Source organism: Oleisolibacter albus, from assembly GCF_003336875.1.
In the GTDB taxonomy this organism is placed as follows: Bacteria; Pseudomonadota; Alphaproteobacteria; order Azospirillales; family Azospirillaceae; genus Niveispirillum; species Niveispirillum album.
Window position 1 is genome coordinate 59,895 of sequence record NZ_QGNJ01000018.1, and the last position, 14,502, is coordinate 74,396.

Annotated in this window: 10 protein-coding genes; 6 read left to right on the top strand and 4 right to left on the bottom strand. The window is 65.0% G+C overall.

Annotated features, from left to right (window positions below; all coding sequences use genetic code 11):
• Nucleotides 1-6: 6 nt before the first annotated feature.
• From DK368_RS19020 to DK368_RS19030, 3 genes are all read right to left on the bottom strand, one after another.
• Complete coding sequence (locus tag DK368_RS19020; RefSeq protein ID WP_114395564.1) at nt 7-1,149, bottom strand: 1-propanol dehydrogenase PduQ; 1,143 nt, start codon at nt 1,147-1,149, stop codon at nt 7-9.
• Nucleotides 1,150-1,235: 86 nt separating this feature from the next.
• Entirely contained in the window at nt 1,236-3,788 is a 2,553-nt protein-coding gene (locus DK368_RS19025) for a glycyl radical protein (RefSeq protein WP_114395565.1), read from the bottom strand.
• Nucleotides 3,789-3,858: 70 nt separating this feature from the next.
• Complete coding sequence (locus DK368_RS19030; RefSeq protein WP_275668538.1) at nt 3,859-4,458, bottom strand: DJ-1/PfpI family protein; 600 nt, start codon at nt 4,456-4,458, stop codon at nt 3,859-3,861.
• Nucleotides 4,459-5,047: 589 nt separating this feature from the next.
• On the opposite strand from DK368_RS19030, the gene DK368_RS19035 reads away from it, so the two are divergent.
• Entirely contained in the window at nt 5,048-5,959 is a 912-nt protein-coding gene (locus DK368_RS19035; RefSeq protein ID WP_114395567.1) for a DUF7973 family transport facilitator, read from the top strand.
• 232 nt (nt 5,960-6,191) lie between these two features.
• On the opposite strand, the gene DK368_RS19040 is transcribed toward DK368_RS19035, so the two are convergent.
• Nucleotides 6,192-7,436 carry an acetate/propionate family kinase gene (locus DK368_RS19040; protein WP_114395568.1) on the bottom strand — a complete coding sequence of 415 codons (1,245 nt, stop codon included), beginning with the start codon at nt 7,434-7,436 and terminating at the stop codon, nt 6,192-6,194.
• Between the two features lie 767 nt (nt 7,437-8,203).
• Between DK368_RS19040 and DK368_RS19050 the strand changes: the two genes are divergently transcribed.
• The 5 genes from DK368_RS19050 to DK368_RS19070 all read left to right on the top strand — a co-directional run.
• Nucleotides 8,204-9,619: a GH1 family beta-glucosidase gene (locus tag DK368_RS19050; protein WP_114395570.1), complete on the top strand. Its 1,416-nt coding sequence runs from the start codon at nt 8,204-8,206 to the stop codon at nt 9,617-9,619.
• 201 nt (nt 9,620-9,820) lie between these two features.
• On the top strand, nt 9,821-11,479 hold the full coding sequence (locus tag DK368_RS19055) for a sensor histidine kinase (RefSeq protein ID WP_240002579.1): 1,659 nt from the start codon (nt 9,821-9,823) through the stop codon (nt 11,477-11,479).
• Nucleotides 11,467-12,183 carry a two-component system response regulator BtsR gene (gene btsR / locus DK368_RS19060; protein WP_114395572.1) on the top strand — a complete coding sequence of 239 codons (717 nt, stop codon included), beginning with the start codon at nt 11,467-11,469 and terminating at the stop codon, nt 12,181-12,183. The genes DK368_RS19055 and btsR overlap by 13 nt, the downstream gene beginning before the upstream one ends.
• Nucleotides 12,184-12,301: 118 nt before the next feature.
• Nucleotides 12,302-14,119, top strand: a complete 1,818-nt coding sequence (locus tag DK368_RS19065; RefSeq protein ID WP_114395573.1) for a carbon starvation CstA family protein — start codon at nt 12,302-12,304, stop codon at nt 14,117-14,119.
• Nucleotides 14,120-14,182: 63 nt separating this feature from the next.
• Nucleotides 14,183-14,502: pyruvate formate lyase family protein (locus DK368_RS19070; protein WP_275668506.1), on the top strand; the 320-nt coding region annotated here is incomplete at its 3' end.

The following is a 14,502-nucleotide window of genomic DNA, read 5'->3' on the forward strand; positions in this document are numbered from 1 at the left end:
GTCGGCTCAGCCGGCGACCGCCCGGATCAGCTGCCGCACCTCGTCCGCCGTGGGACGACGCGGGTTGCTGGCCGTGCAGGCATCCGCCAGGGCGGCGTTGACCAGATCCTGTTCGATGGAGGTGCAGGAGGCGGGGTCGATGCCCGCCGCCCGCAGGGTTACCGGAATGCCCAGCCGCTCGTTGAGGCGCGACAGGGCCTTGGCCAGGCTGGCGGCGCCGGCCCGCGGGGTCGAAGCCTCCAGCCCCAGCCGGGCGGCGATGGCGGCATAGCGCCCCGCCGCCGGCAGGCAGCTGCCGAAATCGGCCGAGAGGCCGGCATTGTACGCGACCACCAGCGGCAGCAGCATGGCGTTGATGCGTCCATGCGGGATGTGCAGCTGGCCGCCGATGGCATGGGCCAGACCATGGTTCAGGCCCAGACCGGCGGCATTGAAGGCCATGCCGGCCATGCAGGAGGCGTTGTGCAGCGCCGTGCGGGCCGCCAGATCGGACCCGTCATCGAACACCCGCGTCAGGTTCGCGAAGGCCAGGCTGACCGCCTTCTCCGCGAACGCGTCGCTGAAGTCCGAGGCACCGACGGCGACATAGGCTTCCAGGGCGTGGGTGATGACATCCATGCCCGTGTCCGCCGTGACCTTGGCCGGCACGCTCAGCACCAGCTCCGGGTCCAGCACGGCGATGTCCGGCACCAGCCCGTCCCCGCGCAGCGGGTGCTTCAGCCCCCGCTCCGGTTCGGAGATCACGGCGTAGCAGGTCACCTCCGAGCCGGTGCCGCTGGTGGTCGGCACGGCCGCCAGCTGGATCGGCCAGACAGTGGCCGCCGCCTCGCGCAGGGTGGCCAGGATGGCCTTGGCCGCGTCGATGGCGGACCCGCCACCGATGGCCAGCAGCACATCCGGACGGAATTCGGCCATGCGGCCGGCCCCCTTGACCACGTCCTGCAGGGGCGGCTCCGGCACCACCTGGCTGAACACCTCCACCTCACAGGGTGGCAGTTTGGCCCGAATCCGGTCCACCACCCCCGACTTCACCATGAAGGCGTCGGTGATGATGCCCACCCGTTTGCCGGCGAACGCGCCGAACCGTCCGTACATGCCGGGGCCGGACACGATCTCGGTTTTCAGGAAGAAACGCTGGAATCCGGTCATAACCGCCTGTCCTTATTCATCGTTTGCCGGGTTCCCGCAGGGGAGGAGGAAACCACCTCCCCCACGGGGTACGTCCCGATCCCCGCTCAGAACGTCTGCTCCGTGCGGCTGATGATGTCGTCCTGCACTTCCTTGGCGAGGACGACGAACTGGGCGCTGTAGCCGGCGACGCGGACCACCAGATCCCGGTACTTCTCCGGCTCACGCTGGGCGGCCAGCAACGTCTCACGGTCGATGACGTTGAACTGGACATGCATGCCCTTGTGGTCGAAGTAGCTGCGGACCATGCCGGCGAAGTTGCGCAGGCCGTTCTCGCCGGCCAGAGCGGTCGGCAGGAACTTCTGGTTGTACAGCGTCCCGTTCGACGCGATGAAGTGGTCGAGCTTGGCCACCGAGTTGGCCGCCGCGGTCGGGCCGTTGACGTCCTTGCCCTGGCGGGGCGACACGCCGTCGGCCAGCGGGGCCTTGGCCAGACGGCCATCGGGCAGGGCACCGACATCCTTGCCGAACAACACGTTGGCCGACACCGGGTAGATACCGGCCTGGAACTGGCCGCCACGCGGGTTCTTGTACTTCTCGACCTCGCGGCAGTAGATCTGGGCGCACTTGCGAGCGACCATGTCCACTTCGTCGATGTCGTTGCCGAAGCTGGGAGTGTTGTCCAGCAGACGGCGGATGTTGTCGAAGTCGGCGGAACCGCTGCCGGTGCTGGCCGGCGTGCCGCCGGACAGGGTGCGGTAGACCTCGCCCTTCAGCGCCGACACATCCAGCGAGCCGGCGCTGGCCAGAACCTTCTTCACCGCGGCATAGACCTGCTCCTCGGAGAAGGCACCGGTGCCGGCCGTGGTAGTGGCCGGGGCGCCGCCGCCGACGGCATAGCCGAAGTTGGCGTCCAGGGCCTTCTTCAGGTCGCCCAGCGACAGCTTCTTGTCGTCGAAGATGTGCTTCTTCATGGCGTACACGGAGTCACCCGTGTCGGCCACGCCGAAGGCCTGCGGACCCGTGAAGTTGTAGATGGCGCCGCCTTCCTGGACCGACTTGCCGCGGCCGATGCAGTCGTCCACCAGGGCCGACAGGAAGGGCAGCGGGCAGCGCTCGGCATGGGCAAGGTCAACGCAGTTGTCAGCCTCGGCCAGATAGTAGACGAAGTATTCCATCTGCTTCTGGAAGGCGGCGTAGAACTCGTCGATGCTGCGGAAGGCGGTCAGCTCGCCAGTGACCGGCCCCAGCTGCTTGCCGTTGGCGCGGCCGTTGTTCAGGGTGATTTCCAGAACCTTGGCCACGTTGAAGAAGGCGGCGTCGTGCCAGCCCTCGGTACGGTGGATGGCCTGGGGCTCCACGCAGCCGACGATGCCGTAGTCGCGGGCGTCCTTCAGGGCCACGCCGCGGTTCTGCAGCGCCGGGATGATGACCTCGTCATTGTACATGGCGGGGACACCGAGGCCGAGGCGTGTCACCTCGCAGGCCCGGTACAGGAACTCGTCCGGCGTACCCTGCCAGACGCGGATGGAGAAGGACGGCGCCGGCAGACGCACATGGGCCGTGGCTTCCATGCACATGTAGGAGACGTCGTTGGTGGCATCCAGACCGTCCTCGGTCTGACCGCCGACGCAGAGGTTCTGGAACACGGCGTAGCCGGCGAAGGCCTGGGCCGAAACCTCGTCGCGGGTCTTGTTGACGTCGTTCAGCTTGATCCAGATGCAGTCGACCAGCTCCTGGGCGAACTCCTGGCTGATGGACTTGTCCGCAACCAGGTACGGGTACATGTACTGGTCGAACCGGCCCGGCGAGATGGAATGGCCGCTGGATTCGATCTGCAGCAGGATCTGCACGAACCAGAAGGCCTGGCAGGCCTCGTAGAAGGTGGTGGCGCCGCATTCCGGCACCCGGGCGCAGTTCTTGGCGATCTGCAGCAGCTCGGCCTTGCGGGCCGGGTTGCTCTCGGTCTGGGCCAGTTCCTGGGCCTTGGCGGAATAACGGTGCGCGAAGTTGATCGCCGCGGTGTAGGCGATGATGACGCCGTTATAGAACTGCTGCTTCTTGATGTAGTCCGGGTCGGTGCGGTCCATCTTCTCCATGGCCTGCACCGCCTCGGCGATGACGCCCCGGAAGCCGATCTTCAGGACCTTGCCGTAATCCACGCAGACGTGGCCGACGCCGCCATAGAAGTAGTTGCCGACGGTGAAGACGCCGTTGGCGATGCAGTCCTTGGCTTCCTGCGACATGTAGGAGGACGCCAGGTCACTGGTGGTCCGGCCAGGCCAGTACTTGAAGGCCTCGTGCAGCTGGGCTGCCGTTTCCTTGGGGATCTGGAACGGGTCCGCCAGGCGGGTGCCCATGGTATCGAATTCCTTTTCGACCCAGTCGAAGGAGAATTCGGGGCAGATCTCGGTGGAGCGCGGGTTGCGGGTGATGGCACCGACGATCAGCTCGTCGTCGCGGATGGTCACCGGCAGATTGTTGAAAATCTTCTCCGCCACCTTGGCGCGGCGCAGGATCGGGGGCAGCCCTTCCGTTTCCTTATAGGCTTCGGTCACCAGAACCGCCCGGTCCGCCTCGACATAGGGCGTTGCATTGAGAATCTGGTTCTTCAGCCGCAGCACTCGATCGGTCGGTTTGGAAAAACCCTTCTCGATCATGACATCCTCCACATAGGGGTTCTTCGGATTTGCTTGTTCGCCACCAGGTCCTGACGCCGGGATACGGGTCTCAGTGCAGGACGCTCACGCCAAGAAGGCGCAGGAATTCGCGCAGCAGGGCCGGATGGGCCGGCCAGGCCGGCGCGGTTGCCAGATTGCGGTCGACCAGGGCTTCGTGCGGTTGCAGCGCTGCGAAAACCCCGCCGGCCAAAGCCACCTCGGGTGCCACGGCCGGATACGCGGTCAGCCGGCGCCCGCGGACCACATCGGCCGCCGTCAGGATCTGGATGCCGTGGCAGATGGCCGCCACTGGCAGGTCCCGAACCATGAAGAAGCGGACGATTTGAAGTACAGCAGGATCAAGACGCAAATATTCGGGAGCGCGTCCACCCGTGACATAGAGGCCGGCATACCGCCCGGGATCCACGTCCCGGAAGGACGCGGTGAGCCGGAACAGGTGCCCCGGCTTCTCGGTATAGGTCTGATCGCCCTCAAAGTCATGAATGGCCGTTTTCACAAGATCACCGGCGGTTTTCCCAGGGCAAACCACATCCACTCCAAACCCCACTGCTTCCAGAGCTTGGAATGGCACCATGATTTCATAGTCTTCGGAAAAATCACCGGCCAACATCAGGAGCTTTTTCATTTTCAAAGCCCACAACGACTTCATCAATCGTGCCCACAGATTAGGCTCTGGAAAATTTTGCGGTCAACAGGACAGAATTGATTTGAGATGGTAAAATTTTGATATCGCTTGATGTGGCTCAGTCTCCATGCCGGAAAGCCGCGGAAAACGGGCATTCCGGCGCCAGAACAGCGAAAGACCCCAGAACCATGAACTGTTCGTCCGCCTCAACATTTTAGACAATCATTTTGAATTGATTTAGATCAACATGCAGAAAACGACCCATTCCCCGTATTGAGCAAATTTTTACTCCGGAATGTCAAATTTGTTATGTTGACCGCCCAGTCGAGCGGCAACATCCTTTATCCACACGTTGGACTTTCACCCATTAACCCCCGTCATGACAGAAGACCCGCAGAACGGGCCTTTCCGTGTTTCCACACCGCAGGTCGCGGGCCGGACGTTCGTTCGGTCCCGGCGGAGGCAGACATGGAATGAAGGACGGGGCACGGGAGGGGCGGCCAGCCCCCGCCGTCACCGGACAGCCATGGTCCGGCGCTGGCAGGCCGGCAGCGAGTGAACGGAGACACGGAATTCCCGGATCTCCCGATCTGGCAACACCCTGGAGGATGCAATGACACCATTCGGCCTGCTCGCTGCCTTCGGCGGCGGCATTTTCGGTGCAGCCATCGGCGCCCTGACCGCCTTTGAATTCGTCGGGTTCCTGGTGATGATCGGCGCGGCGATCCAGATCGCCAGCACCGCCGCGGATGCCAGCTATTACAGCATCCCCTTCGGCATGTTCGGGCCGCATGTGGGCGGCTTCGCCGCCGGCGTGGCCGCTGCCGCCTATGCCGCCAGCCGCGGCAAGCTGGAAACCGGGCGCAACATCGCCGCCGGCATGATGGGGCTGAACCGCCCGGACGTGCTGCTGGTCGGCGGAGCCTTCGGCATCCTGGGCTATATCCTGCAATGGGGCCTGGCCAAGGTGCCCGATTTCGGCCCGGGCCTGGCCTGGACCGACACGGTGGCGCTGACGGTGGTGCTGTCCGCCTTCGTTGCCCGCATCCTGTGGGGCAAGACCGGGCTGTTCGGCCAGGCCGAGCCGGGCCGCCCCTTCTACGCGCCGTCCGATGAGGCCAAATGGCTGAAGTTCGAGAGTGATCCGGGCCAGCTGGCGGTGATCGGCCTGGGCGTCGGCCTGATGTGCGGGTTCCTCGGTGCCCAGTATGGGGCTCCCGGCGCCTTCCTGTCCTTCGGCATCGCCGCGGCCAGCCTGCTGTTCCTGCAGTTGGGCGTGCTGATCCCGGTGACCCACCACATCGCCCTGCCCTCCGCCCTGGCCGGGCTCGCCTCCGGCAGCCTGCTCTGGGCCGGCATCACCGGCGTGGTCTGCGCCTTCGTCGGCGAGTTCTACGCCCGCACCTTCCTGTCCCACGGGGACACCCACATCGATCCTCCGGCCTTTACCATCGCCACCATGACGCTGCTGATCAATTTCCTGACGTCGATCGGCTTCTGGAGCGTGCTGCACCTGCCCTTCTGAAATCCGGCCATCCTCAGCCAGGGCCGGTGGCCGACCTTCCCTTGCCCGGGTGGTCGGCCAGGAATGGCGCCCCAGGTCCTCCGGCCTGGGGCGTCATTTCCTTTTGGACACCGGTTGGACACCGGTTGGGCACCGGCCGGGTTCCCCACGGATGGTCACGACACACGGCCCGAAACGCAGACGACCGGCACAGGGCCGGTCGTCCAGGTTTTTCCAGCAATGAACGCCAGGGTCATTCCGCCGGCAGCAGCGACAGCGGGCTGTCCTGCAGCCGGAGCAGATGAGCCGAACCCGCCAGGCGAACAGTGTCACGGGCGATCATCATCTCCTCATCCGTCGGCGCCACCAGGACTGCGGTGCGCGCTCCGGCCGGGCTGATGAGGGCGGGCTTGCGGTTGCCGTCGGCATTGGCCTGCGCGTCGATCTCCACACCGAGGAATTCCAGTCCCGCCGCGATCCGCGCACGGATATAGGGGCTGTTCTCGCCGATGCCGGCGGTGAACACCAGGGCATCGATGCCGCCCATGACCGCGGCGAAGGCGCCCACCTGCTTGCGCACCATATGGACGAACATGTCGACGGCCAAAGCGCAGCGCTCGTTCCCGGCGTCGGCCGCCGCCACCACATCGCGCATATCGTTGCTAACGCCGGAGATGCCCAGCAATCCGCTTTCCTTGTAGCAGATGCGTTCGATCTCGGGCATGTCGAGCTTCAGGACCGAGTGCAGGTGGAAGATCAGGCCCGGATCGAAGTCACCGGCCCGCGTTCCCATCATCACACCGGAGAAGGTGCCGAAGCCCATGCTGGTGTCCACGGAGCGCCCGCCGGCCACGGCATCAATGGTGACACCGTTGCCGAGGTGGCAGACCACCAGGCGCAGATCCTCCACCGGCCGGCCCAGAATCTCGCCGGCCAGACCACTGACATAGCGGCAGGAGGTGCCGTGGAACCCATAGCGGCGGATCTTGTGCTCGCCATAGAAGCGGTAGGGCAGCCCATAGACATGGGCGCTGGGCGGCATGGTCTGATGGAAGGAGGTGTCGAACACCACCACATGCGGAACGTCCGGCAGCAGCCGACGCGCTTCCTCGATCCCCAGCAGATTGGCCGGGTTGTGCAGCGGCGCCAGCGGCGTGCAGGCCTCCAGCTGGCGGAGCACGGCGTCAGTCACCAGCACGGAATCCACGAAGGTGTCGCCACCATGCACGGCGCGGTGCCCGACCGCCGTGATCAGGCCGATATCGGTGAGGGCACCCCATTCCGGATGCAGCAGATTGTCGATGACATGACGGAAGGCGCTGCCATGGTCGGCAATGACCATGTCCTGATGGATGCGCTCACGGCCGGCGCTGTGGTCGATGTGGGCGCCGGTTTCGCCGATGCGGCTGACCATGCCCTTGGCCACCACCCTTGTCAGGTCGGATGAATAGAGCTGGTATTTGAGGCTGGAACTGCCGCAGTTGATGGTCAGGATCATATCGCTGTTCCCGGATCGCTGTTTGGAAGGGGGCCGCATCGGTGCTCCGATGACGGCAATGGCCGGCCGTCCCGCGCCCGTCGGCAGGACGGAGGCAGGTTCACGGCATGGACGGCATCGTGACGGGGTCTGGTGTGACGGAGCCCGGCGTGACGGAGCCCGGCGTGACGGAGCCCGGCGTGACGGAGCCCGGCGTGACGGAGCCCGGCGTGACGGAGCCCGGCGTGACTGAGCGTGGCAGGAAGGGCGGGAGCGGCAGACCCGGCGCCGCTCCCGACCGGGCCTAAGCCCGACCATTCCCTCACCCCTTCAGGCGGCGCCGACCCCGGTCAGAAGACGCGGGCCACTGGCCGGACGCCACCGGCAGCACCGACCGGTTCCGCGGCGGTGTCTGCCAAAAGAGGATTTAAGCCCTGCGTCCCATCGCCGACCATGGCGACAGGCACAGAGAACGCGACTGACTCAATAAACAGACTGAAAGGACCAACTTGACCTTTGGAACGCTCCAAGTGTTGTTGAGGTCAGGTCCAGGGTCAATCTGGAAAGATTTGCACCGCCATAGTAAAAATTTGCCCTGCCTTCTGCCGACTCCTGGATTCTGCCGAAACGGCCAGAGGCCATGAGGGAGCGGGGACGGCAGCGGCCGATGCAGGCGGAACCGGTCGCGGGCGTGACACCGCGTCACCCGGCCCGGCGAAGCCCCCCCTTGCATCCGGCCCGGCAACGGGGGACCCTTGGCCGACCCGCCCGCTAGCATCAGGCTGACCATGGATTACCATTTCCCCGAAGGCTTCATCTGGGGTTCCGCCACCGCGGCCCTGCAGATCGAGGGCGCCACGCGCGAGGACGGCCGCGGGGATTCCCAGTGGGACGTGTTCTGCCGCACCCATCCCGAACGGATCTGGCAGCAGGCCACGCCGGACCTGGCCTGCGACCATTACCATCGCTGGGCCGAGGATGTGGGGCTGATGCAGCGGTTCGGGCACACCGGGTACCGTCTGTCCATCGCCTGGCCGCGCATCATTCCCGATGGCACCGGCGCCGTGAACCCGGCCGGGATCGCCTTCTACCGCCGGCTGTTCGCTGCCCTGACCGCGGCCGGGATCGAACCGAACGTCACGCTGTACCATTGGGACCTGCCGCAGCCGCTGGCCGCCGCCGGCGGCTGGGAATCCCCGGCCACGCTGGACGCCTTCGTCCGCTATGCCCGTGTCTGCTTCGAGGCGTTCGGGGATCAGGTGAAACTGTGGGCCACCTTCAACGAGCCGTCCTGGTCGACATTGAACGGCTATGTCACGGCCCTGCACCCGCCGCTGAAGCACGATTACAAGGCCGCGGTGCAGGTGGCCTACAATCTCATGCTGGCCCATGCCCGCACGGTGAAGCTGTTCCATTCCCTGGGCAGCGGCGGCAGGATCGGCATCGTGCAGAACATGTGCCCGGTCTATCCCGCCAGCGACAGCGCCCGCGACGCCGCAGCGGCAACCATCGCCGACGCCGTCTATAACCGCTGGTTCATCGACCCCGCCCTGCTGGGCCGCTTCCCGCAGGAGGCCCTGGACCTCTACGGCCGGCACGGGCTGCTGCCGGAGATGCGGCGGCAGGATCTCGATCTGTTCACGGCCGACACGGTGGATTTCATCGGGGTGAACTATTACTTCCCCCATTACGCCTCGGCCGACGCCACCGAGACCGTGTTCGGCCTCAACACCTCCGGCAACAAGGATGAGGACTGCCATTTCTCCATCAAGGGGCAGTTCAAGTTCGTGAAGAACCCCAAGGGCCGCTATACGGACTGGGCCTGGGAGATCTATCCGCCTGGCCTGTACGATCTGTTGGCCCGCGCCCACCAGTACCGCCCCGGTCTTCCGATCTATGTCACCGAGAACGGCATCGGCGCCCAGGAGACGCTGACCGCGGATGGCACGGTGGCCGATGATTACCGCATCGACTTCGTGCGCGAGCATCTGGAGGTCATCCACCGCGCCATCGGCGAGGGCATGAATGTACACGGCTATTACATGTGGGCACTGATGGACAATTTCAGCTGGCTGAACGGCTACAAGAAGCGCTACGGCTTCTTCTTCATCGACCGGGACACCATGCAGCGCCATCCCAAGAAAAGCGCCTTCTGGTACCGGGACGTAGCGCGGCGCAACGGCTTCTCCAACCCCGCGGGCTGACAGTCATAGGCCCGCCGGCCGATCGGTACAGCCCTGCGGACGCGGCGTCGATATGTCCCTTGCGCCGGCGCAGCCGCTCGCGAAGGATAAGGACGATGTGCCCGGATGCCCCGGCCCGGGCGGGACGGAACAATAGGGGGCACTGCGGTGGATACGGCATTCTGGGAAACGACGGGCCTGGTGGTGGCCCTGGTCCAGCAGATGTGCGTGTACCTGGTGGTCGCCTATCTGCTGAGCAAGACACCGCTGTTCATCCCGCTGACCCACGCCACCATCCGCCTGCCGCACAAGCTGATGTGTTACGTGGTGTTCTCGATGTTCTGCATCATGGGCACCTATTTCGGGCTGCGCATCGAAGAGGCCATCGCCAATACCCGCGCCATCGGTGCCGTGCTGGGCGGCATCCTGGGTGGCCCCGTGGTCGGGCTGGCCGTCGGGCTGACCGGCGGCCTGCACCGCTATTCCATGGGCGGCTTCACCGATCTCGCCTGTGCCGTGTCGACCACGGCGGAAGGGCTGATCGGCGGCATGGTGCATCTGTACCTGGTCCGCAACGGGCGCATCGACCAGCTGCTGCATCCGTTCCGGGTCGGGCTGGTGACGCTGTTCGCCGAGATCGTGCAGATGGGCATCATTCTGTTGCTGGCCCGTCCGTTCGGCAGCGCCCTGCATCTGGTCGAGAACATCGCCCTGCCCATGATCGTGGCCAATTCCGTGGGCGCGGCCATGTTCATCCGCATCCTGCTGGACCGGCGGACGATGATCGAAACCCATTCGACCGTCTTCTCCACCAAGGCGCTGAAGATCGCCGCCCGGTCCGAAGGCATCCTGCGCAGCGGGTTCAACCGCGAGAACAGCATGCGCGTGGCCCGCATCATCTATGAGGAGACCGGCGTCGGCGCCGTGGCCATCACCGACCGCGACATGCTGATGGCCTTCATCGGCATGGGCGACGACCATCATCTGCCGGGCATGCCCATCACCTCGCGGCAGACGCAGCAGGCCATCGCCAACAACCAGGTCATCTACGCCGACGGCAACGAGGTGGCCTATCAGTGCTCGATCAAGCGCGACTGTCCGCTGGGCGCCTCGCTGGTGATCCCGCTGGTGGGCGAGGACGAGAAGGTCATCGGCGCCGTCAAGCTGTACGAGCCGAAGACGAAGCTGTTCTCCACCATCAACCGCGCCCTCGGCGAAGGCATCGCCCGCCTGCTGTCGCAGCAGATCCTGGCCGGCAGCTATGAACAGCAGAAGCAGCTTCTGGCCCAGTCCGAGATCAAGCTGCTGCACGCCCAGGTCAATCCGCATTTCCTGTTCAACGCGCTGAACACCATATCCGCCGTCATCCGCCGTGACCCCGAGCGGGCGCGCCATCTGGTGCAGAGCCTGTCCACCTTCTTCCGCAAGAACCTGAAGCGGGCCAGCGGCGTGGCGACCCTGGGTGACGAGATCGAACATGTCAGCGCCTATCTGCAGATCGAGCTGGCCCGCTTCGCCGACCGTCTGTCGGTGGACATCTCCGTGCCGGACACGCTGAAGGAGGTCACCCTGCCCGCCTTCTCGCTGCAGCCCATCGTGGAGAACGCCATCAAGCACGGCACCTCGCAGCTGCTGGGCCAGGGCCATATCAGCATCAGCGCCGCCACCGACGGGGCCGATCTGCTGCTGCTGGTGGAGGACAATGCCGGCCTGTTCGAGCGGCGCCCCGGCGGCGACGGGCTGGGCATGAATCTGGTCGACCGCCGCATCAAGAACCGCTATGGCGACCAGTACGGTGTCGAAGTCACCTGCCTGCGGGACTGCTTCACCCGCATCGGCCTGCGCATTCCCATGGAGACCGAGCTCGCATGCGCGTCCTGATCGTCGATGATGAACAGCTGGCCCGGGACGAGTTGCGCTCTCTGCTGGAAGAGGCTCCCGACGTGGAGGTGGTGGGCGAATGCTCCAACGCCATCGAGGGCATCGCCGCCATCAACCGGCTGACGCCGGACGTGGTCTTCCTCGACATCCAGATGCCGCGGGTTAGCGGCATCGAAATGCTGGGCATGCTGGACCCTGTGCGCATGCCGCGCATCGTCTTCGTCACCGCCTTCGACGAATATGCGCTGAAGGCGTTCGAGGCCCATGCCTTCGATTATCTGCTGAAACCCACCGATCCGGCCCGGCTGGAGCGGACGCTGCAGCATCTGCGCCACGACCAGGCCCCGCAGAATCTGGCGGCCCTCAATCCGCCCAGCCGGCTGCGGCAGATCCCCTGCTGGGGCCGCAACCGCATCACGCTTCTGAAGGTGGAGGAGGTGCAGTACATCGCCTCCACCCCCGCCGGCATCTATGTCATCGGCCCCGATGGCCAGGAGCGCTTCACCGAACTCAGCCTGCGCACGCTGGAGGAAAAGACCGACTTCTTCCGCTGCCACCGCCAGTATCTGGTGAACCTGGACCATATCAAGGAAATCGCCCTGATCGAGGGCGGCATGGCCGAGATCATCACCGACGGCGACAAGGTGATTCCCGTCAGCAGGCGCTATCTCGGCCCCCTGAAGGAGCGGTTGGGCGCGGGCTGACTCCGCTCACCCCCATTGCCTGCCGCTCACCCGCGGATTCCGACCGCTCCCGCGATACCCCCCTCCGGCCTGCCGGCAAAAGCGTAGCGTCTGCCTTGTCTTGACGAGGAGACGCACCATGGATCACGCATTGTCCTTCGTGATCGGCACGCTCTGCATCCTGGCGATCTGCTACCGTTTGTACGGTGTGTTTTTCGTCCGTAAGGTGCTGGGTGCTGACGACACGATCGTTACGCCGTCCCACGAACTTGAGGACGGGCGCAACTATGTCCCAACGAAAAAATGGGTGAATGCCGGCCAGCACTTCGCGGCCATCGCCGCCGCCGGCCCGCTGGTGGGTCCGGTCCTGGCCGCCCAGTTCGGTTATCTGCCCAGCATCCTCTGGCTGCTGATCGGCTGCGTCGTCGGCGGCGCCGTGCATGACACCGTCGTGCTGTTCGCCTCGATGAAGCATCGCGGCCAGTCGCTGTCGGAAGTGGCCAAGGCCGAACTCGGCTCCGTCGCCGGCTGGTGCACGGGCCTGGCCATGCTGTTCATCATCACCATCACCATGGCCGGCCTGTCCATGGTCGTGGTACATGCGCTTGAACGCAACGCCTGGGGCACCTTCGCCGTCACCATGACGGTTCCCATCGCCATCTGCGTCGGCCTCTACGAGCGCGTCACCGGCAATTCCAAGGGTGCCACCTGGGTCGGCATCGCCGCCATCATGGCCTCGGTCCTGGCCGGTCCCTCTCTGCAGGGCACCCTGGTCGGCCAATGGCTGGACCTGCATGTGCGGACCATCGGTCTGGCCCTGCCCATCTATGCCTTCTTCGCCAGCGCGCTGCCGGTCTGGCTGCTGCTGACGCCGCGTGGCTATCTCTCCAGCTTCATGAAGATCGGCGTGTTCGGCGCCCTGGTCGTCGGTGTCGTCTTCATCAACCCGGAGATCCGCTTCCCGGCCCTGACCGACTTCATCTATGGCGGCGGCCCGGTCCTGGCCGGTCCGGTGTGGCCCTTCATCTCCATCACCATCGCCTGCGGCGCCATCTCCGGCTTCCATGCCTTCATCGGGTCCGGCACCACGCCGAAGCTGGTGGACAAGTGGAGCGACATCCAGACCGTGGCCTTTGGTGCCATGCTGGCCGAATGCGTCGTCGGCGTCATGGCGCTGATCGCCGCCACCTCGCTGCATCCGGCGGACTATTTCGCCATCAACTCGGCCCCCGCGGTCTTTGCCAAGCTGGGCATGGACGTGGTGGACCTGCCGCGGCTGGCCAGTGAGATCGGCATCGACCTCTACGGCCGCACCGGCGGTGCCGTGACCCTGGCCGTGGGTATGACGGAGATCTTCACGCGGATCCCCTGGTTCCACAGCATGGCCGCGTACTTCTTCCAGTTCGTGGTGATGTTCGAGGCCGTCTTCATCCTGACCGCCATCGACTCCGGTACCCGCGTGGCCCGCTACCTGATCCAGGATCTGGGCGGTGACCTTTATGCGCCGCTGAAGAAGATCGACTGGATGCCCGGCTCCATCGGCGCCAGCATCCTGGCCTGCCTGGCCTGGGGCTACCTGCTGAACTCGGGCGACATCAACTCGGTCTGGGCCTTGTTCGGCGTATCTAACCAAATGATGGCTTCCATCGGCCTGATCATCGGTGCGACCATCATTCTGCGCCTGTCGCAGAAGCGGACCTACATGCTCACCTGTCTGATCCCATTGGCCTACCTGTTCGTCACGGTCAACTATGCCGGGTACTGGATGATCACCAACGTCTACCTGAACCCGGCGGCCAAGGGCTTCAACATCTTCAACGCGATCATCTCGGTGATCATGCTGGTCCTCGGAATGGTCATCCTTTTTGCCGCACTGCGCAAATGGAAAGAGTTGTTCCAGATCAAGGCGAACCCCGCCAAGATGCTGGAGACCGTTCCGGCTGCACCCGCGGAATAACTTGGATTTGGGTGCACTGCAGCAATAGCGGTGCGCCCGATCCCAGCTCTCCAGGAGCCTGACATGAACATGATTTCACGTCCTCTCGACACCACCGACGCCTGGCGCGGGTTCAGCGGCAGCGATTGGCAGGATCAGGTCAACGTTTCGGCCTTCATCAAGGCGAACTACACGCCGTACACCGGGGACTCGTCGTTTCTGGCGGGGCCGACGGCGCGGACGACGGCGCTGTGGGCGCGTCTGGGCGCGTTGCTGAAGCAGGAGCGGGCCAAGGGGGTTCTGGACGTCTCGGCGGACCGGGCGTCCAGCATCACGGCGCATGATGCCGGCTATATCGACCGCGACAACGAGATCATCGTCGGTCTGCAGACCGACGCGCCGCT